Raw genomic sequence first — 18,837 nt, forward strand, 5'->3', positions numbered from 1 at the left:
ACCGTCACGGCCCGGCCCCCGCGCCCGGCCCCGAGATCACCGCCGAGTGGGACCGGAATCGTCGTGTCGGCACGTCAGAACCTGTTCGCGACATTGCGTCATTTCTTATTTCTCGCGATATCGCGGCACTTATCCGCCTTTCCCGGAAGGAGCCTGGGGCATCGTCATGGAGCAGGCAAGGCCACCCTCATCCAGGAAATCTCCAGTGGGCACATCGCGTCATTTCCTGAGCGGAGCAGCCATTTCCACAATGGAAGCCTGTTTTAATTCGTCAGAAGGGGGAGCAGCCAGCGCCTCCCCCTCCACTCCGGCCGCGCCGCCGCCCACCGCCTCCCCGAGCGCGCCCCTGCCCCCGCTCCTCGCGGCCCTGGGCGGGCAGCGCCCCAGCCGCGCCCCTGTGTGGTTCATGCGCCAGGCCGGGCGCTCCCTGCCCGAGTACCGGGCGCTGCGCGAGCGCGAGGCGCGGGGCGCGGGCATGACGGGGATGCTGGGGGCATGCCTCGATCCCGCCACCGCCGCCGAGGCGACCCTTCAGCCGGTGCGGCGCCACGGCGTCGACGCCGCGATCCTCTTCTCCGACATCATGGTCCCCCTCGCCCTGGCCGGGGTCGGGGTGCGGATCGAGCCAGGGGTCGGGCCCGTCGTCGACCACCCCGTCCGCACACGCGCCGACGTCGCCGAGCTCACCGCCCACGCCCTGGGCGACTCGCCCCGCGGCCCCAGCGGGCTGGCGGCGATCGAGGAGGCCGTGCGCGCCGTCGTCGCCGAGCTCGGCGCGCCGGGGAGGCCAGGCGCGACGAACGGCCTGCCGGAGCGGGCACTGGCAGGCCTCGCGCACTCGCGCGGAGCGTGGGGGTGGACGCCGCTCATCGGCTTCGGCGGGGCGCCCTTCACCCTGGCCGCCTACCTCGTGGAGGGGCGGCCGAGCCGCGATCACCTGGCGGCGCGCACGCTCATGCGCTCCGACGCCGCCGCCTGGGACGCGCTGCTGGACTGGTGCGCGCGGGTGACGGGCGAGTTCATCGCCCTGCAGATCCGCGCCGGGGCCAGCGCCGCCCAGCTCTTCGACTCCTGGGCCGGGGCGCTCAGCCCCGAGGACTACCGCGAGCGGGTCGCCCCGCACTCGGCGCGCGCCCTGGAGATCGCGGGCCAGGCCCTCTCCCCCACGACGGGCGGCAGGGTGCCGCTCATCCACTTCGGGACCGGGACCGCCCGGATCCTCGCCGATATGCGCGCCGCCGGGGCCCACGCCGTCGGCGTGGATGACCGGACGAGCCTGGCCTGGGCCATCGAGGAGCTCGGCGGGCAGGGGGCATGCCCGGTGCAGGGCAACCTCGATCCGGCGCTCCTCGCGGCGCCGTGGTCGGTGCTCGAGAGCGCCATCGACGCCTGCCTGGAGGCCGGGCGGGCGGCGCCGGGGCATGTGCTCAACCTCGGGCACGGCGTCCCCCCGGCGACCGATCCGGGCGTGCTCACCCGTATCGTGGCGCGGGCGCACGGCGACGAGGCCTGGGAGCCCGTGGCCCTGGCCGGGTGGAACGGCTGGGTCGGCGCGCCGGGGTCGTCGGCGGCAGGCAGCGGGAGCGAGGAGGCGTGAGCGCGGCAGGGATCCCCGGAGCGCCCCCGGCGCGGGTGGACGCGCTCGTCGTCGGCGGGGGCATCGCGGGGCTCACCGCCGCCTGGGAGCTCAGCCGCGCGGGGCTGCGCCCCCTGCTCGTCGAGGCCCGCGGCTACACCGGCGGGCTCATCGCGGGAGGCCAGATCGGCGGGGTGGCGATGGACCTGGGCGCGGAGAGCGTCGTCCTGCGGGGCGGGGCCGTGACCACCATGCTCGACGCCCTCGGCCTTGAGGCCCTCGCCCATCGCGAGCGCCCGAGGCTCTTCCTGCCGCCCATGGCAGGCGACGGCGCGGCCTCCTCGCGCGGCTGGGGCCTCCATCCCTTCCTGCGCGATGCGATCCTCGGCATCCCCGCCGACCCGCTGGCCGACGACGCCCGCGCGCTCCTCGGGGAGGCGGGGGCCCGCAGCGCCGCCCGCGATGGGGAGATGACCGGCGGCATCGGCACCTCTCCCGGCGACCCGCGCGATCTCGCCTCGCTCGTGCGCGCCCGCATGGGCGAGGCCGTCCTCGACCGGCTGGTGCGCCCCATCGTCGCCGGTATCCATGCGAGCGATCCCGCGGTGCTCGACGCCGACGTCGTCGTGCCCGGTCTGCGCGCGGATGTCGCGCGCCTGGGCTCCCTCCAGGCGGCGATCCGCGCGCGCCTGGAGGAGCGGCGCTCCCGCCCGGCGGGGCGGCGCAGCGGCGAGGTCTGCGTCGTCGGCGGGATGCACAGGCTCACGGCGGCGCTGCGCGAGTCCATCGAGGCGGCGGGCGGGACGGTGCTCACCCGCTGGGGCGCCCAGGCGATGCGCCCCGAGGACGGCGCCGCTGGGGCCAGCGCCCATCAACCGGGCGCCTGGCGCGTGGCGCTGGCCCCCACAGGGCCTGGGGCGACGCCGTCGGACGAGCCCATCGCTGTGGGCGAGGCGCGCGAGGTCCTGGCGGACCGGGTGCTGCTGGCCTGCTCGGCGCGCGCCGCACTGCGGCTCCTCACCGGGGTGCCGGGGCTCGACCCGGACGCTCTCGATATCGCCATCCCCTCCGGGGCGCCGATCGCGCGCATGACGATCGTCGCCCGCGCCCCGGGGCTGGCCGGGGCGCCCGTGGGCTCGGGGCTACTCGTGGCACCGGCGCCGTCGCCCGCCACGCCCTGCCCCGTCGGGGCGAAGGCGCTGTCGCACCTGGACGCGAAGTGGCCGTGGATCGCCGAGGGGCTGCGCGACCGCCATGGGGACGGCGTGGCCGCACTGCGACTGTCCTACGGGCGGCCGGGCGAGCCCCGCCCCGAGCCCACGCTGGCGGGCGCGCTCGACGACATCGCCGCCCTGACCGGCGCACAAATCGATATCGACGACGTGTTTGACCACCGCCTCATCCGCTGGGATGGGACACTGCCACCTGCGACTCCCGACTACCGGCAGCGCACCGCGCGCCTGGAGGAGGCCCTCGCCGGAATCCCGGGCCTGAGCATCACGGGGGCCTGGGTGGCTGGCACGGGGATCGCTGCCGTCGTCGCCCACGCCCGCGAGCGCGCGGCGAAGATGGTCGGGCCGACCGGCGCCCAGAGCACTGGGCCCGGAGGAACAGAGGAGGATTGATGACATCCGCTATGCCCTCATCGAGGACGATCCGCTTGGGCACGCGCGCATCCGCGCTGGCCACAGCCCAGTCGGGAATGGTCGCCCGCGCGCTGGAGAGCGCCGCGACCGCCGCCGGCGAGCGGGTGCGGGTCGAGCTCGTGCCGGTGCGCACTCAGGGCGACGTCGACCCCTCCTCCCTGGCGAGCATGGGCGGGGTGGGGGCTTTCGCCGCCGCGCTGCGCATGGCGGTGCTCAACGGCCAGTGCGATGTGGCCGTCCACTCCTACAAGGACCTGCCGACGGAGCCCGTGGACGGCTTGCGCGTGTGGGCGGTGCCCAAGCGGGACGACCCGTTCGACGCCTTGTGCGCCCGCAACGGCTGGGACGTCGACGACCTGCCGCGCAAGGCGCGGGTGGGGACGGGCTCGCCGCGCCGCGCCGCCCAGCTCCTCCTGCGCCGCCCTGATCTGCGGATCATCGACATCCGGGGCAACGTGCCGACCCGCTTGTCGCGCGTCCTCGGGTCCCGGGTCTGGCCGGATGGGCCGCTCGGTGTAAGCCGGCCGGATCTCGACGGCGTTGTCGTGGCGATGGCGGGACTCATGCGACTGGGCCTGACGGGGTACGTCACCGAGCCCTTCGACGAGGAGACCATGCTGCCCGCCGCCGCCCAGGGCGCCCTCGCCGTGGAGGCGCGCATCGACGCCGACCCGCTCCTCACCTCCTTGCTGACCACCCTCGACCACCCTGAGACGCGGGCCGAGGTCGTCGCCGAGCGAGCCGTCATGGAGGGCCTGGAGGCAGGCTGCGCGGCGCCAGTCGGTGTGTACGCCCAGGTCACGGAGAGGGGCCTGGCCCTCGATGCCGCCGTCATCGCGGTCAATGGCACACAGGCGGTGCGCTCGCGCCTGCGGATTCCCGACATCAGCGGCGCAGAGGCCCTGGGGCATCGCATCGCCTCCGACCTGCTGGGATACGGCGCCGGCGACGTCGCCGACCTCCACGCCACGAAACCGCACCGGACTGAGGCCGGGCGGTGACCCCACGCCTCGCAGCGGCGACGACGACCGGGCCACTGGCCGGGGCCCGCGTGTGGGTGACCCGGCAGGTGGCGGAGGACCGGATCGCGGCGGCGCTGGAGGACGCTGGCGCCGAGGTCGTCGCCGCGGCGCTCACCGAGACCGTGCCGGGGGACCCGGCGGCGATCGCTGAGGCCGAGGCGCGGCTGGCGGCGGGCTGCTATGCCTGGGTGGTGCTCACGAGCGCGCGGACCCTGACCGTGATGGACCTGGCCGCCCTGCCCGCCTCGACGCATGTCGCGGTGGTCGGCCCGGCGACGGCGCGGGCGCTGGAGGAGGCCACCGGGAGGCGGCCCGATGCCGTCGCCGACGGCCAGGCTGCGGGCGTCCTGCGCGAGACGCCGCTCGCGAGCGGGCCGGAGCGCTCCGCCCACGGCGCGGAGGCAGCGGGCGCTGAGCCGAGCACGCGACTGCTCCTACCGGCCTCGGCGATCGCCGACCCCGCCCTGGCCGACGGGCTGCGAGCGGCCGGATGGCAGGTGGAGGCCGTGCCCGCCTACTCGACGCGGGCAGTCCCGGCCGACTCCCTCCCGCCCGGGCTCATTCAGACCTGGCGATCCCCCGCTGGGGTGGGCGGCGGCTTCGACGCCGTCGTCCTGCTCTCGGGCTCGGGCGCCCGGGCGCTGCACGAGCTCCTGGGGCCTCCCCCCGAGCGGCCGGCGGGCGCGGGGCGCCGCACCGCCGTCGTCGCCCTCGGCCCCTCGACCGCCGCCGAGGCGGCACGACTCGGGCTCGGGCCGGACGCCGTCGCCGAATCCCCCACCCCGAGCGGCGTCCTCAGCGCCGTCATGTCAGCCACCGCCGCCGTCACGGGCCCACGGCCCGCCAGCCCCCTGCACGCACCACCACCCGAGGAGCCCTCATGACCCTGCCAGCCCTGCCCAACCCGCTCGACCCCACGACGTCGCCCGCCGCCAGTGTCCTCACCAGCAGGGGCGTGCCCGCGCCGGAACGGCCCGTCGTCCGGCCGAGACGGCTGCGCACGACGGCGGCGATGCGCGCGCTCGTGGCGCAGACGCGGATCGACCCGGCGCGCCTCATCCAGCCGCTCTTCGTGCGCGAGGGGATCAGCGAGCCGCGCCCCATTGAGGCGATGCCCGGCGTCGTCCAGCACACGCTCGACTCGCTGCGGCGCGAGGCGGCGGCCTGCGCGGCTGCGGGCGTCGGGGCGATCGACCTGTTCGGCGTGCCCGAGCACCGCGATGAGACCGGGTCGGCCGCCTGGGCCGCCGACGGCATCCTCAACCAGGGCGTGGCGGCGGTGCGCGAGGAGGTGGGGGACGCGCTCGTCGTCTGCGCGGACACCTGCCTCGATGAGTTCACGAGCCACGGGCACTGCGGGCTGCTGCGCCCCGAGGGCGACCCGCGCGCCGGCGAGGTGGACAACGACTCCACGCTGGCCTGCTACCAGGCGATGGCGGTCGCGCAGGCGGAGGCCGGGGCGCATATGGTCTCGCCGTCGGGGATGATGGACGGGCAGGTCGCGACGATCCGCGCCGCGCTGGACGCCACCGGGCACGACGACGTCGCGATCCTCGCTTACTCGGCGAAGTACGCCTCGGCCTACTTCGGGCCGTTCCGGGAGGCGGTGGGCTCGACGCTCATGGGCGACCGGCGCACCTACCAGCAGGACCCGGCGAATCGCCGCGAGGGCCTGCGCGAGGCGATGCTCGACGTCGCTGAGGGGGCGGACATCGTCATGGTCAAGCCCGCGGGCCCCTACCTGGATGTGCTGGCCGATGTGGCGGCGGCGAGCCCGGTGCCGGTGGCCGCCTACCAGGTGAGCGGGGAGTTCGCGATGGTGGAGGCGGCGGCGCAGCGCGGCTGGATCGACCGCGAGCGCGTCATCGGCGAGTCGGTGCTGGGGATCATGCGGGCCGGCGCGGACACGGTGCTGACCTACTGGGCCCGCGAGATCGCCGAAGGAATGTGACCCAGGTCTCGGCAAACCTACGAGTTCACGTCGGCGAATCAACGACTTCCGCATGATGTCAGGGAACGAGACAGCGCGGCGATGCCTTCGCGAGCCGGCGGTCGAAGGTGACGAGGGGGCAGTCGAGCGCCTCGGCGAGCGCGACATACACGGCGTCATAGGCGGAGACGTTGTCGCGAAGTTGCCAGGCTGCTCCGAGCAGCGGCGGCAGGTCCATCCAATGCACGCCCAAGGCATCGAGATCCGCGAGAGCGATACGCGCGCGGTCGGCGGTCACCTCCCGGCTGAGAACCCACGCGCGCAGCACGGACAGGACCTCGACCGCGAGATGGGCTGGCGCGTACAGCTCAGCATCTCCGATCACGCGCTCCACAGCGCGGCCCCGGCTGCTTCCGATGAGGAGCTCCGCCGCCGCAGAAGCATCCAGGACGAGGATCACCGCCGGTCCTCGCGCGCTGCTCGGAGGACGTCGACAGCGGGGGTCGTGTTTGCCTCCCCGAGAGAGTGGATGCGGGCCAGGAGCTCCGAGCGGTCCGGGCGCTCAGCTATCCGCGTGACCTCTGCCAGCAGGAAGTCGCTCAGCGACGCGCCCTGGGCGGCGGCGCGGGCCTTGAGCCGCGTGCTCACGTCCTCGGGGACGTGACGGATCTGAAGAGTCGTTGCCATGCAGACAGCATGAACTACATGCCTTTCGCATGCAATGTGTGCGATACATCCACTACACGCAATACGCGCGGAGAGCGACCACGATCGCCGTCGGCGCCCTCCCCGGCGCCCGATCGCCAGTCGGTTGCCAGCCCGGGCTAGGCTCGCTCCCGGAACCCGCACGCCAGGAGGCCCGCATGCCCGCCAGTTCAACCAGCTCAGCCCTGTTCGAGGCCGCCCGCACCGTCATCCCCGGGGGCGTGGACTCGCCTGTGCGCGCCTTCGGCTCGGTGGGGGGCGCGCCGCGCTTCATCGCCTCGGCGAGCGGGGCCCGCGTGCGCGATGCCGAGGACCGTGAGCTCGTCGACCTCGTCGGCTCGTGGGGGCCGGCGCTCCTGGGCCACGCGCACCCGGAGGTGGTGGCCGCCGTCCAGGAGGCCGCCGCACGCGGCTTGTCCTTCGGCGCGCCCACCGAGTCCGAGACCGTCCTGGCCGAGCTTGTGCGCGGCCGTGTCCCGGCGGTGGAGCGCGTGCGCTTCGTGTCCACCGGCACCGAGGCGACGATGACGGCGATCCGCCTGGCGCGCGGCGCCACGGGCCGCGACGTCGTCGTCAAGTTCGCCGGCTGCTACCACGGGCACAGCGACGGCCTCCTGGCGGCGGCGGGCTCGGGCGTCGCCACGGGCGGATTGCCGGGCAGCGCTGGCGTGCCCGCCGGGATCACGGCGCTGACGATCGTCCTGCCGTACAACGACGTCGCCGCCCTGAGGGAGTGCTTCGCCGAGCGCGGCAGCGAGATCGCCGCTGTCATCATTGAGCCGGCCCCCGCCAACATGGGGATCGTCCCGCCCGAGCCGGGCTTCAATGAGGAGATCCGCCGCCTGACCTCCGCCCACGGCGCGCTCATGATCGCCGACGAGGTGCTCTCCGGCTTCCGCGTGGGGCCCGCGGGCTTCTGGGGCCTGGAGGCACTCGACGGCTGGTCCACGGATCTTCCCGACGGCGGGGCCGCGGTGGCGGCGTCGTGGCCCGGGGCCGACTGGCGGGAGCGGGCCAGATGGGTTCCTGACCTGCTGACTTTCGGGAAGGTGATCGGCGGTGGGATGCCGCTGGCCGCCGTCGGCGGGCGCGCGGATGTCATGGACCTGCTGGCCCCGCTCGGGCCCGTCTACCAGGCCGGCACCCTCTCGGGGAACCCACTGGCGACGGCGGCCGGTATCGCGACCCTGCGGCTTGCCGACGACGCGGTCTACGCCTCCGTCGCCTCCGCCTCCGCGCGGATCCAGGCGGTGGTCTCCGATGCGCTGACGGCAGAGGGTGTGGCGCACCGGGTCCAACGCTCCGGCTCCCTGTTCTCCATCATGCTCGGGCCAGAGGCGGCGGCGCGCGGGGTGCGCGACTTCGCCCAGGCGCAGGCCCAGGAGGCGCACCGCTTCCCGCCGTTCTTCCATGCCTTCCTCGACGCTGGGGTGGCGCTGCCGCCGAGTGTCTTCGAGGCGTGGTTCGTCTCCGCGGCGCACGGGGAGGCGGAGCTCGAGGCGATCGCCGCCGCGGCACCCGCCGCGGCCCGGGCGGCCGCGCGGGCAGCCGCCCTGGCGCGCTGAACCCGCGGAGGAGATCCCATGCATCTGAGCCGAGCACTCGGCGTCGTCGAGCTCCTGCTCCTGGTCACGGGCCTTGTCCAGTTCGTGGCGCCCTGGCTGGGGGCGGTGGCCTTCTGCGTCTTCGCCTGGATCGTCCTGGCGCTGCGCTACGTCGGCGGGTCCCTCGTGATCGCCCGGCGTCAGAGCGCCAACCCGGGCCTGCGGCCCTCGACCTCCTCCGTGCGGCGCATCCCCGCCTGGGTCCATTCGGTCTCCGACCTCACCCCGATCCTGGCCGCGGCCACGGGCATGTTCGCCTCCCTCAACTACCTGGGGCCCTCGGCCGTCCAGGACACGGGCGACTCCCCGCTGGAGGTCCTCATCCTGGTCTTCGTCGCGCTCGACAACAGCCAGGTGCTCGCCGTCGTCATCGGCATCCTGGGATGGCTCGTGCTCCACGTCGGCTACGCCCACCTCTACCAGCGCATCGACGCGCTCAGCCTAGGGCGGGCCTTCCCCTTCCCGGGGACGCCCCAGGCGACGAGCGTCGAGTACCTCTACCTGGGCGCGCCCCTCGGGGCGACCTTCGCGACCTCGGACGTGGAGGTGCGCACGCGCCGCGCCCGCTGGGCGGTCATGAGCCACACGATCCTGGCGTTCCTCTACAACGCAGTCGTCATCGGTGTCGTCGTCAAGCTCATCACCGGCAGCTGAGGCGCCGGCCCGCACGAGGCTCATCGTTCCTGCACCGCACTTGGTACCGTCATGCCATGATGACCACGACGGTCCCCTCCACTAGGTCCGGCCTTGGGCCGCTCGGGTTACGACTGCGCAGGCACCGCGATGACGTGCGCGAGTATCTCGCCAGGTTCCATATGGGCGACGTGCGAGTGTTCGGCTCCGCCTCCCAGGGCACTGACGGCGAGACGTCGGACATCGACCTGCTCGTCCACACCGACAAGCCCCCCAGCCTCTTCACGCTCGCTCGCGCCGAGCGCGGCTTGGAGGATCTCCTCGGCGCACCGGTGGATCTCGTTCCTGACGACGCCATTCGCCCCGACCTTCGTGAGCGCATCCTCGGCGAAGCGGTCCCACTGTGAGCCGAACTCAGCGCGAATGCCTCCTCGAGGCGCTCATCCATCTTGATCAAGTCACGCGATACGCCGAGCGCGACCTTACCGACGACGCCATCCGAGATGCCATCGCCTTGCGCCTCGCAGCGGCGATCGATTCCCTCTCACGGCTCCCCCAGGACGATCTCACGGGGATGTTCGGCGACGTCTGGTACGACATCAAGGCGACGCGCAATCGCATCGTCCACGGCTATCTCAGCGTCAGCAGCGAGATCATCGACGCGACAGTCGCGGAGGATCTGCCTGAGCTGAGGAGCATCATCGAGGACAGATTGGCCGCGCGCGACGAAAATGGCCAGGTTTGAGGATTCCTTTTTCTGACGCGACGTTAGATCATCTATCGTCGCAGGTCAGAAGCTTGCGGGCTCTCGCGCACTAGGGGCATCAGCCCTCAGAGGCCCGAGCAATCCTCAAACCTGGCCATTTCGGCGGGTGATTCAGGCGCGCAGCTCGGCGGCCACGAGCTCGGCGAGCTCGACGGCGTTGAGCGCGGCGCCCTTGCGCAGGTTGTCCCCCACGGCGAAGAACTGCAGGCCATGGCCAGGCTCGAAGGCCTGGTCGGCGCGCAGGCGGCCCACGAAGGTGCCGTCGCGGCCCGCGCCCTTGAGGGGGCTGGGGACGTCCTCGTAAGTAACCCCAGGAGCTGACTCCAGCAACTCCCTGGCCCGCTCCACGCTGATCTCCCGCTCGAACTCCGCGTTGACGCTCAGGCCGTGCCCGGAGAACACGGGGATGCGCACGCAGGTGCCCGAGACCAGCAGGTCCGGGATCTCCAGGATCTTGCGGGACTCGTTGCGCAGCTTCTGCTCCTCATCGGTCTCGCCGGAGCCGTCGCCCGCGTCGCCGCCGGCCCAGGCCACGGCGTTGAAGGCGATGGTGTCCACGTACACGCCCGGCTCGGGGAAGGAGACGGCCCGCCCGTCGAGGGCCAGGCCCTCGATGTCCTGGTCGACGACGGCGCGCACCTGGCCCGCCAGCTCGGCGACGCCCGCGCGCCCCGAGCCGGAGACGGCCTGGTAGGTGGACACGATGAGGCGCTTGAGGCCGGCCTCCTCATGGAGCACCTTGAGGGCTGGCATGGCGGCCATGGTGGTGCAGTTGGGGTTGGCGATGATGCCCTTGGGGCGGTTGGCCAGCGCGTGCGGGTTGACCTCGGAGACCACGAGCGGCACCTCGGGGTCCTTCCTCCACGCCGAGGAGTTGTCCACGACGACGGCGCCCGCCGCGGCGAACCGGGGGGCGTGCTCCTTGGAGGTGCCGCCGCCCGCGGAGAAGATGGCGACGTCGATGCCGGCCAGGTCAGCGGTGGCGACGTCCTCCACCTCGACCTTCTTGCCGCGGTACTCCAGGATCGTCCCGGCGCTGCGCGCGGAGGCGAAGAAGCGGACGGCACGGGCGGGGAAGTCGCGCTCGTCGAGCATGGCGCGCATGACGCGGCCCACCTGGCCGGTGGCCCCCACGACGGCGACAACGACGCCGTCGCCCGATCCGATGTACTCGTTGACTGGGGCGCTCATCGGCCGGTCCCTCCGTAGACGACTGCTTCCGCGGCATCGGCGTCGAGGCCGAAGGCGGTGTGGACTGCTCGGACGGCGTCGTCGAGGACGGCGTCATCCACCACCACGGAGATGCGGATCTCGGAGGTGGAGATCATGTGGATGTTGACCCCGGTCTCGGCCAGCGCGTTGAACAGGCGGGCTGAGACCCCGGGGTTGGATCGCATACCGGCGCCGACCAGCGAGAGCTTGCCGATGTCCGGGTTGAAGTGCAGGGAGCGGAAGCCGAGCTCCTCCTTGGCGGCCTCGAGGGCCTCACGGGCGGAGGCGGAGTCGCCGTCAGGGCAGGTGAAGGAGATGTTCGTCAGGCCCGTGCCCTCGGCGGAGACGTCCTGGACGATCATGTCGATATTGGCGTCGGTGCCGGCCACGATCGCGAAGATGCGGGCAGCGGCGCCGGGGATGTCGGGCACGCCGACCAGGGTGATCTTGTCCTGGCTGCGGTCGTGCGCGATGCCGGAGATGACGGGGGCTTCCACGTGGTCCTCCTTGGCGGACGGGCGGGGCCGGGCCTTGGCCCGGGTGGTGATGGCGTGGCGGTGGGCGGCGTCGACACTGGCCGACGAGGGGGCTGCGGCGCCCTCGGGGGCGACGACGCGGCCGGACAGGCCGTCGAGGGCGGGGGCGCCGGTGGTTCCTGGCGCGGGGCTAGAAGCACTCGGGGCGTCAGCAGCGCTGGCAGCGCTGGCGGCGTCGATATCCGCTGCGACGACCTCGTTGAGGCGCTCGGCGGCGGCGGGCGGCACGAAGGCGCCGGGGCGGGTGGCGTCGTAGATCCAGGTGCCGGTCTTGTCCGAGAAGGAGGAGCGCACGTGGAGGGGCACGCCGAAGCGGCGGGCGTACTCGACGGCGCGCAGGTGGAGGATCTTGGCGCCGTGGGCGGCGAGCTCGAGGGTCTCCTCGCTGGAGAGCGCCTCGACGCGCCGGGCCGTGGGAACGATCCGGGGGTCGGCGGTGAACAGGCCGTCGACGTCGGTGTAGATCTCGCAGACATCGGCGTTGAGGGCGGCGGCGAGCGCGACGGCAGTGGTGTCGGATCCGCCGCGGCCGAGCGTGGTGACGTCCTCGACCTCGTTGATGCCCTGGAAGCCGGCGACGATGGCGACGGCGCCGGTCTGGATGGCGCGGGCGACGCGCTCGGGCAGGACGCCGACGATGGAGGCGCGCCCGTACTTGGAGTCAGTGAGGACGCCGGCCTGGGCGCCGGTGTAGGCGCGGGCGGGGACGCCGAGCTCGTCGATGGCCATGGCCAGCAGGGCCATGGAGATGCGCTCGCCGGCGGACAGGAGGATGTCCATCTCGCGCGCCGGGGGCGTGGAGGTCAGGGCGGCGGCCTGGTCGAGGAGGTCATCGGTGGTGTCACCCATGGCGGAGACGACGACCACCACCGTGTTGCCGGCCTTGCGGGTGGCGACGACGCGCTTGGCGACGCGTCGAATCGCCTCGATGTCGGCAACGGATGATCCGCCGTACTTCTGGACGACCAGGGCCATCGGGTTCTCCTCACCTTGGGACCGCGCCGCTGGGGCTGGGGCACGGCCTGGGCCCGTGGGCGCCTCGGCTCGGCCCACGACGGCGTGGCGTGAGGTCAGCATACGACCCGTCCGATGACCGGCCGGTTACATCCCCCATGGCGAGACCGGGCCAGACGCGCTCGGGGCGGCGAGAAGGCCAGCGCCCTCAGGGATGATCGCCGATGATGATCCGCTTGCCCGCGGCGGGAAGCTCCTCGGCGTCCCGGTGGGCCTGGGCGATCCCGTCCAGGCAGTAGCGCGCGGCGATGATCGGCCGGAGAGGGCCGTCGTCGACGGCGCGGGCGAGCCGGGTGAGGCTCTCCCGGCTGGGCCCGGCTGACATCATGCGGATACGCGGCCCTGGGCGGACGGCGGAGGCGACGGCCACGATAGGACCCGAGGTGGTGATGAGGGTCATCCGGCCACCGGGGGCCAGGAGTGAGCGGTAGGCGAGGCTGTCCGCGCCGACGGCGTCGAGGATGGCGGTGTAGCGGCCAGGGATGCGCTCGGGAGCCACCGAGTGGTAGTCGAAGGCGCGCTCGGCCCCGGCTTGGAGAGCGGCGGCCGGCTCGGAGCCGGTGACGGCGTCGACGCTCGCCCCGAGCGCGGTGGCGAGCTGGATCGCCGTTGTCCCCACTCCCCCATTCCCGCCGACGACGAGCAGTCTGTCCCCCTCGCGCACAGTTCCCGCGAAGTCCATGCCCGTGCCCTTGGGGAAGCCCCTGCCATTGAGGATCCGCTTGCCCCCGCGGCGCCAGACGAGGTCGATCGCGTTGACGCTCGCGGCGGCCACCTCGACGAGCAGATCCTTGGGGCCGGGCTCGGGACGCGGGACCTCGGCCACCTCCAGGACCTCGGGACCGCCGTAGCGGCGGTACTGGGCGGCCCGCATGACCGCCGGCCTCGGTGCTCTTCTCGGGGTCATGGCACAATCTCCAATCGCTACGCTACGTAGCGTAGCGCAATTGGAGGAGCCGGGCTAGGGCCGGGAGCGCCGCGCGCCGCTGTCCCGCCGTCGGGCTCAGGCGCTCCCGGCTCCCAGGATCGCGAGGAGCTGCCGGGTGAGCGCGCTGACGGCCGCCTCCTCATCCGCGCGCCCTTGCAAGTGCGCGCCGACGAAGGGAATCCCGAGGAGCGCCGCGTGGAAGCCCTTCAGATCGGCGTGCTCCCCGATCTCGCCTCGCCGCGCGGCGCGCTCGAGGACGGCGGATATCTCCTCCCGGGCGGCGTCGAAGGACTCGCGCAGTCGCGCGGCCAGCGCGGGATCGGAGGTCATGTCGGCGAGCAGGCCGGGCACGGCGCTCCTGGCGGGCTCGCGCATGATGAGGGCGACCGCCTGCTCCGCCAGGGCGGCGACGTCTCCGGCGAGGCTGCCGGTGTCGGGGACCTCGCCCAGTCCGGCGGGATGGATGACCGTGCCGAGGACCATCTCCGCCTTGGAGGCCCAGCGGCGGTAGATCGTCGTCTTGGCCACCCCGGAGGCGGCGGCCACCTTCTCTATGGTCAGGGCCGCGTAGCCCGACTCGGCGATGAGAACGCGCACGGCGCCCGCCAGCCGCTCATCGGTGCGGGCGCGGCGGCCCTTGCTCACGGGCTGCTCCTCCACAGGACCCCCTTGACGCTTGACGCCCCTCCACTTCCGCGAAGCCTATCCGAGCGGGCGCGGTACCTCAGCGCCCCGGCGCCGCGCGGAGGACTGGCCCCGACCTCCCCGGGGACCGCTCCACCCATGACCTCGTTGCCCGCGCTGGGTGCGCCCCCTAGGGTCAATGCATGAGCATTGAGATCTCGGGGGTTTCCCGCTTCTTCGGCTCCACCTGCGCCGTCCAGGACGTGACCATGAGCGTGCCGCCCGGAAGCGTGACGGGACTGGTGGGCTCCAATGGCGCCGGCAAGACGACGCTCCTGCTCATGCTGGCCGCGCTGCTCGCCCCCGACTCCGGCACGATCCGCGTGGCCGGGCTCGATCCGCTCGCCCAGCCGCGCGAGGTCCACCAGGCGGTCGGCTGGATGCCCGATGCCTTCGGGACCTGGGACTCCCTGACCTGCACCGAGATCCTCCTGACCTTCGCCGCGGCCCAGGGGTTCGATGGCGCCACGGCCGCGCGCCGCTGCGCCGAGACCCTCAGCGCGGTCCACCTGTCCGAGATGGCGCGCACTCCCGCGAGGGTCCTCTCGCGCGGCCAGAAGCAGCGCCTCGGCCTGGCCCGCGCCCTCGTCCACTCCCCGCGGGTCCTCCTGCTCGACGAGCCCGCCGCGGGCATGGATCCCCGCTCCCGCGCGGACCTGCGCGCGCTGCTGCGGGACCTGGCCTCCGACGGCGCCACCATCCTCATCTCCAGCCACATCCTTCCCGAGCTGGAGCAGATGATCGACGGCGTCGTCTTCATGTCCCGGGGCGCGGTGGTCAGCCCGCCGGGCGGCGCCTCTCCCTCGGCCGACGGCGTCGAGTCCGCCGACGGCGCCAGCGCGCCAGCGCGGCCGAGCCCGCTGCCGCAGCCCCTGCGCCGCCACTGGGAGATGCGGGCGCTCGATCCAGCCCGTCTGGCCGCCTGGGCCGCCTCCGAGCAGGCTCCCGCCGAGCCCGGGGAGGACGGCGCGCTCCTCCTGCCCGCCGCCGACGACGCCGCGGCCGCCGCCCTCCTGCGCAGCGCCATCGAGGCCGGGGTGGAGGTCACCGCCTTCGCCCCGCGCGCCGAGTCCCTGGAGGCCGCGTACCTGGCGATGGAAGGAGACCGCCGATGAGTTGGAAGGCCGTGCGCACCGTCGCCGTGCTCGAACTGCGCCAGCGCGTGAGATCGACGCGCTGGAAGATCATGCTGGTCCTCTGGGGGATCGTGCTGGCGCTCCTGTGCGGAGGCCTGACCATGCTCGTCGTCGCCGAGCAGTCGCGCGATTTCCCCGCTCCGATGCTGTACGACATCACGCTGGGATTCGTCCTGCTCATCGGGCTCATCGTGGCGCCCACGCTGTCGGCCACCTCGATCAACGGGGACCGCGCGGACGCGACGCTCGCCCTCCTGCAGGCCACGGCGCTGCGGCCCGGGGAGATCGTCGTCGGCAAGCTTCTCGCGGCATGGGCGGCGGCGCTCGCCTTCCTCGGCGTCGCGCTGCCGTTCCTCGTCGTGCTGACCGCCGTGGGCGGGTCGAGGTGGATCGCGCTCCTGGCGCACCTCGTCATCCTGGCCGTCGCGCTGGGGGCGATCTGCGCCGTCGGCCTGGGGTTCTCGGCGACGGCGTCGCGCCCGTCGGCCTCCTCAGTGCTCACCTACCTCGTGATGGCCGCGCTCGTCATCGGCACGCCCATCGCCACGGCGATCTCGTCGACGGCGGTGCGCGGGGTCCAGACAACGCTCGTCTACGAGACGGATTATGACCGCTCAACGGACTCCGCGCTGGTCTGCAAGGCCGAGCCGCGGACGTACACCCATGAGGTCGTCCATTCGGATCGGATCTGGTGGATGCTCGCGCCCAACCCCTTCGCGGCGCTCGGCGACGTGTCCGCCCGCTTCCCCCTGGGATCGTCGAAGCGGGATAGCGAGAAGCTCTTCGGGCCGTGGGGCGCGACGATCGACGAGATGCGTGATCCCGTGCCTTCGACGGTCGAGGTGAGGCACTGCGAGAACCGCGACCGGTGGGGCGACGACGTGCAGTACGGGCACGATCCCCTCTCGCATATGGCCTTCTGGCCGGCGTCGCTCGCCCTGCTCATGGCGCTGGGGGCATTGCCCCTGTGGTCGGCGACTCGGCGGCTGCGCACGCCGACCCGCCGCCTGGCGCGCGGTACGCGCGTGGCCTGAGGGGGACCCGTGATCAGCGCTCTCCGGCTCCCCCGCATCATGGGCGGCTGGCTCGCCGTCCTCGTCATCATCGCCGCGCTGCCCCTGGCGGTCCTGCGCGATGAGGACAGGATCGTGTGGCTCTACGACGCCGTTCTCATCGGCGTCGGGATCATGGGCGCGGCGACCGCGTCCATCCTGGCCCGATCACTGGCCCAGGGCCGGTCCACGACGCATTCCAGTGCTAGTCCCACCGCCCTCTCCACCGCGCCGCGCTCACAGCGCCTCGCCGAGCTGGGCGCGCTGGGCCTCGCCACAGCGGCGCTCATGGCTCTCGCGGCGCCGTTCCTCACGCTGCTGGCCCTCAAGGGCGGCGCCTATCCGAGCGCGGTGCCCGCCCATCTCCTCATCCTGGGAGCCTCCACCTGGGCGGTGGCCTGCGCCTGCCTCGCCGCGCGTGCCCGCGGCGCCCGGCCCAGCGCCCTGGCCGCCGTCGTCATCGTGCTCATCCTGGTGGTGGTCCCGCCCGCCGCCATGGAGGCGCTCGCGTCGGTGGTGCGGATCGAGCAGGAGCAGACCGTCTACGTGCTCAACGGAGACACCTCGCGCACGCGCTGTGAGCCCACGCCCAGCACGCGCACACGGGAGGAACCGCGCTCGGAGTTCTTCTGGTGGCTGGCGGCGACGGACCCGCTGCTCGCGCTGGCTGACGCCTCGGTGCGCGGCCCGGCAGTGCCCGAGCCCTGGCGCGAGTCCTCGCTTCTCGCCTGGGCCGGCGGGAGCATCGACGACTCGCGGGACCCGCATCCGCGGGCCGTGACCCTCCACGAGTGCGGCGAGGGCATCGTCTGGGACAGCGAGGGGGTCTCCATCCTGCGCGAGCCCCGCCACGCGCCCTTCTGGCCGGTGACGGTGCTCCTCATGATCGGAGCCGGCCTCGCGATGGGCCTCAGGCGGCGCCCGCGCTGATCACTCGACGCGGCGTCGGCCCTCGAAGGCGCGGCCGAGCGTGACCTCGTCGGCGTACTCCAGGTCGCTGCCCACGGGCAGTCCCGAGGCGAGGCGGGAGACGGGCACGGCCATGGTGCGCAGCATCCGGGTGAGGTAGGCGGCTGTGGCCTCCCCGACGACGTCGGGATCGGTGGCCAGGATGACCTCCTCGACCTCGCCGGAGCCCAGGCGCGCGAAGAGCTCGCGCACGCGCAGGTCGTCCGGGCCCACCCCGCTGATGGGGTCGATGGCGCCGCCGAGCACGTGGTAGAGGCCCCGGTACTCGCGGGTGCGCTCGATGGCGACGACGTCCTTGGGCTCCTCGACGACGCAGATGACGCGGCCGTCGCGGCGGGGGTCGCGGCAGATCGCGCACTGCTCGGACTCGGCGATGTTGCCGCAGGTGGTGCAGAAGCGCACGCGCGCCTTGACGGCCCTCAGAGCGTCGATGAGCCGCTCCACGGAGGCGGAGTCCGCGGAGAGGATGTGGAAGGCCATGCGCTGGGCGGATTTGGGGCCGACGCCGGGGAGCTCGCCGAACTCGTCGATGAGGTCCTGGACGGCGCCTTCGTAGACAGCGGGCACGCCTCAGCGCCCTTCCTGGGTGACGGTGACCTCTTCCAGGACGGTGGCGCCCAGGAGTCGCTTGACGACCTCCAGGCCGACGACGCCGGCTTCCTCAGCGTCCTCGTCGTCCTCGCTGGGGGTGTCGTCCTCCAGGGAGACGCCGGGCGAGCCCGCGCTGCCGGGGGCGCTCGGGGCACCAGGGGCGCCTGCGCGACCGGGCTGGCCGGGCCTACCCCGGTCGGGAACGGCCTGGCCCCGGGCGGCGGCGCGCGCGGCGGCGACGGCGGCGGAGACACTGGGCGCGGGTGACCAGGTGTCCTCGGGGGCGCCGGCCTCGCCGTCGTCGGCGGGCTCGTCGGGGATGGGAACGCCGTCGGAGAAGGAGGCAGGGCCGTCCCAGCTGACCGCCGGATGCGGAGTGGGGGCGGCCGGGGCCGAGGAAGATGGGTGGGCGGCGGGCGACGGCGCGGAGGCCGCGGGCGAGGGGGCGGCGGGGCGCGGGATCTCTGGCAGGGCGTGGAGGCGGTGGACGGTGGCCAGCGGGGCGTCGTCCGCGTCCGTGGAGGGGCCGGAGGCGGCGGGCTCGGCGGAGGCCCCCGACGAGGCGGATGCGGGGGGCGCGGGGGCGTCCCAGGCGCGGCTCGCGGAGGACGCGGCCGGGGGCTCGGGTGACGAGGCGGGCTCTGGGGAGGGGGCCACTGGCTCAGGCGCGGGCTTGGCCGCGAGCGCGCCGCCAGGGATGGCGACCTCGCCCCATCCGTCGTCGCCAACAGCGCGGGCGGGCGGGGGCGATGGAACAGGGGCAGACGGTGTCGCGGGGGCGCTGGGGGCACTGCCGGTGCGGGGTGTCTGGCTCGGCGACGGCGCGGCGGCGT

General features: G+C 73.6%; 19 protein-coding genes and 1 pseudogene. 12 read left to right on the forward strand and 8 right to left on the reverse strand.

Going from position 1 to position 18,837, the window contains the following annotated elements; all coding sequences use genetic code 11:
* Positions 1–250 precede the first annotated feature (250 nt).
* From A1QA_RS13390 to hemB, 5 genes are read left to right on the forward strand one after another with little or no spacing between them, the layout of a single operon-like run.
* Complete coding sequence (locus A1QA_RS13390; RefSeq protein WP_082181118.1) at positions 251–1,597, forward strand: uroporphyrinogen decarboxylase; 1,347 nt, start codon at positions 251–253, stop codon at positions 1,595–1,597.
* Positions 1,594–3,201 (forward strand): protoporphyrinogen/coproporphyrinogen oxidase, encoded by a 1,608-nt coding sequence (locus A1QA_RS13395; RefSeq protein WP_017177672.1) that lies wholly within the window; start codon positions 1,594–1,596, stop codon positions 3,199–3,201. The genes A1QA_RS13390 and A1QA_RS13395 overlap by 4 nt, the downstream gene beginning before the upstream one ends.
* The gene (gene hemC / locus A1QA_RS0104175; protein ID WP_017177673.1) at positions 3,201–4,223 is read left to right on the forward strand and encodes a hydroxymethylbilane synthase; all 1,023 of its coding nucleotides are present in this window, start codon (positions 3,201–3,203) and stop codon (positions 4,221–4,223) included. Before A1QA_RS13395 ends, hemC begins: the two co-directional genes overlap by 1 nt.
* Entirely contained in the window at positions 4,220–5,128 is a 909-nt protein-coding gene (locus tag A1QA_RS13400; RefSeq protein WP_017177674.1) for a uroporphyrinogen-III synthase, read from the forward strand. Before hemC ends, A1QA_RS13400 begins: the two co-directional genes overlap by 4 nt.
* Positions 5,125–6,195 carry a porphobilinogen synthase gene (gene hemB, locus A1QA_RS0104185; RefSeq protein WP_017177675.1) on the forward strand — a complete coding sequence of 357 codons (1,071 nt, stop codon included), beginning with the start codon at positions 5,125–5,127 and terminating at the stop codon, positions 6,193–6,195. The genes A1QA_RS13400 and hemB overlap by 4 nt, the downstream gene beginning before the upstream one ends.
* 58 nt (positions 6,196–6,253) lie before the next feature.
* On the opposite strand, the gene A1QA_RS0104190 is transcribed toward hemB, so the two are convergent.
* Both A1QA_RS0104190 and A1QA_RS0104195 read right to left on the reverse strand, forming a co-directional pair.
* Positions 6,254–6,634 carry a type II toxin-antitoxin system VapC family toxin gene (locus A1QA_RS0104190; RefSeq protein ID WP_017177676.1) on the reverse strand — a complete coding sequence of 127 codons (381 nt, stop codon included), beginning with the start codon at positions 6,632–6,634 and terminating at the stop codon, positions 6,254–6,256.
* Positions 6,631–6,861: a FitA-like ribbon-helix-helix domain-containing protein gene (locus tag A1QA_RS0104195; RefSeq protein WP_017177677.1), complete on the reverse strand. Its 231-nt coding sequence runs from the start codon at positions 6,859–6,861 to the stop codon at positions 6,631–6,633. The genes A1QA_RS0104190 and A1QA_RS0104195 overlap by 4 nt, the downstream gene beginning before the upstream one ends.
* A gap of 176 nt (positions 6,862–7,037) precedes the next feature.
* Here A1QA_RS0104195 and hemL point away from each other — a divergent pair, with 176 nt between their 5' ends.
* Genes hemL through A1QA_RS0104215 form a run of 4 tightly spaced genes read left to right on the forward strand, consistent with a single transcriptional unit; the run spans position 7,038 to position 9,861 of the window.
* Entirely contained in the window at positions 7,038–8,444 is a 1,407-nt protein-coding gene (gene hemL, locus A1QA_RS0104200) for a glutamate-1-semialdehyde 2,1-aminomutase (protein WP_017177678.1), read from the forward strand.
* An 18-nt stretch (positions 8,445–8,462) separates the two neighbouring features.
* Positions 8,463–9,137 carry a DUF1345 domain-containing protein gene (locus tag A1QA_RS14905; protein WP_017177679.1) on the forward strand — a complete coding sequence of 225 codons (675 nt, stop codon included), beginning with the start codon at positions 8,463–8,465 and terminating at the stop codon, positions 9,135–9,137.
* A gap of 56 nt (positions 9,138–9,193) precedes the next feature.
* Positions 9,194–9,523, forward strand: a complete 330-nt coding sequence (locus A1QA_RS0104210) for a nucleotidyltransferase family protein (protein ID WP_026048676.1) — start codon at positions 9,194–9,196, stop codon at positions 9,521–9,523.
* Positions 9,520–9,861, forward strand: a complete 342-nt coding sequence (locus tag A1QA_RS0104215) for a HepT-like ribonuclease domain-containing protein (protein ID WP_017177681.1) — start codon at positions 9,520–9,522, stop codon at positions 9,859–9,861. Before A1QA_RS0104210 ends, A1QA_RS0104215 begins: the two co-directional genes overlap by 4 nt.
* 132 nt (positions 9,862–9,993) lie before the next feature.
* Here A1QA_RS0104215 and A1QA_RS0104220 read toward each other — a convergent pair whose 3' ends face one another.
* The 4 genes from A1QA_RS0104220 to A1QA_RS0104235 form a co-directional block, all read right to left on the reverse strand.
* The gene (locus A1QA_RS0104220) at positions 9,994–11,073 is read right to left on the reverse strand and encodes an aspartate-semialdehyde dehydrogenase (protein WP_017177682.1); all 1,080 of its coding nucleotides are present in this window, start codon (positions 11,071–11,073) and stop codon (positions 9,994–9,996) included.
* Positions 11,070–12,605, reverse strand: coding sequence for an aspartate kinase (locus A1QA_RS0104225; RefSeq protein ID WP_017177683.1), 1,536 nt, complete (start codon positions 12,603–12,605; stop codon positions 11,070–11,072). Before A1QA_RS0104225 ends, A1QA_RS0104220 begins: the two co-directional genes overlap by 4 nt.
* 187 nt (positions 12,606–12,792) lie before the next feature.
* Positions 12,793–13,551: a zinc-binding dehydrogenase gene (locus A1QA_RS0104230; protein WP_026048677.1), complete on the reverse strand. Its 759-nt coding sequence runs from the start codon at positions 13,549–13,551 to the stop codon at positions 12,793–12,795.
* A 96-nt stretch (positions 13,552–13,647) separates the two neighbouring features.
* On the reverse strand, positions 13,648–14,217 hold the full coding sequence (locus A1QA_RS0104235; protein ID WP_017177685.1) for a TetR/AcrR family transcriptional regulator: 570 nt from the start codon (positions 14,215–14,217) through the stop codon (positions 13,648–13,650).
* 182 nt (positions 14,218–14,399) lie between these two features.
* On the opposite strand from A1QA_RS0104235, the gene A1QA_RS0104240 reads away from it, so the two are divergent.
* From A1QA_RS0104240 to A1QA_RS0104250, 3 genes are read left to right on the forward strand one after another with little or no spacing between them, the layout of a single operon-like run.
* On the forward strand, positions 14,400–15,371 hold the full coding sequence (locus A1QA_RS0104240; protein ID WP_017177686.1) for an ABC transporter ATP-binding protein: 972 nt from the start codon (positions 14,400–14,402) through the stop codon (positions 15,369–15,371).
* A complete protein-coding gene (locus A1QA_RS0104245) occupies positions 15,368–16,426 on the forward strand; it encodes an ABC transporter permease (RefSeq protein WP_017177687.1) in 1,059 nt (352 codons plus the stop codon). Before A1QA_RS0104240 ends, A1QA_RS0104245 begins: the two co-directional genes overlap by 4 nt.
* 9 nt (positions 16,427–16,435) lie before the next feature.
* Positions 16,436–17,374, forward strand: coding sequence for a hypothetical protein (locus A1QA_RS0104250; RefSeq protein WP_017177688.1), 939 nt, complete (start codon positions 16,436–16,438; stop codon positions 17,372–17,374).
* Here A1QA_RS0104250 and recR read toward each other — a convergent pair whose 3' ends face one another.
* Positions 17,375–17,980 (reverse strand): recombination mediator RecR, encoded by a 606-nt coding sequence (recR, locus tag A1QA_RS0104255; protein WP_017177689.1) that lies wholly within the window; start codon positions 17,978–17,980, stop codon positions 17,375–17,377.
* A gap of 3 nt (positions 17,981–17,983) precedes the next feature.
* A pseudogene (locus A1QA_RS16285) lies at positions 17,984–18,837 on the reverse strand (hypothetical protein); the annotation flags it as partial.

Origin of the sequence: Actinomyces timonensis DSM 23838, from assembly GCF_000295095.1 — a bacterium.
Taxonomy (GTDB): domain Bacteria; phylum Actinomycetota; class Actinomycetes; order Actinomycetales; family Actinomycetaceae; genus Actinomyces; species Actinomyces timonensis.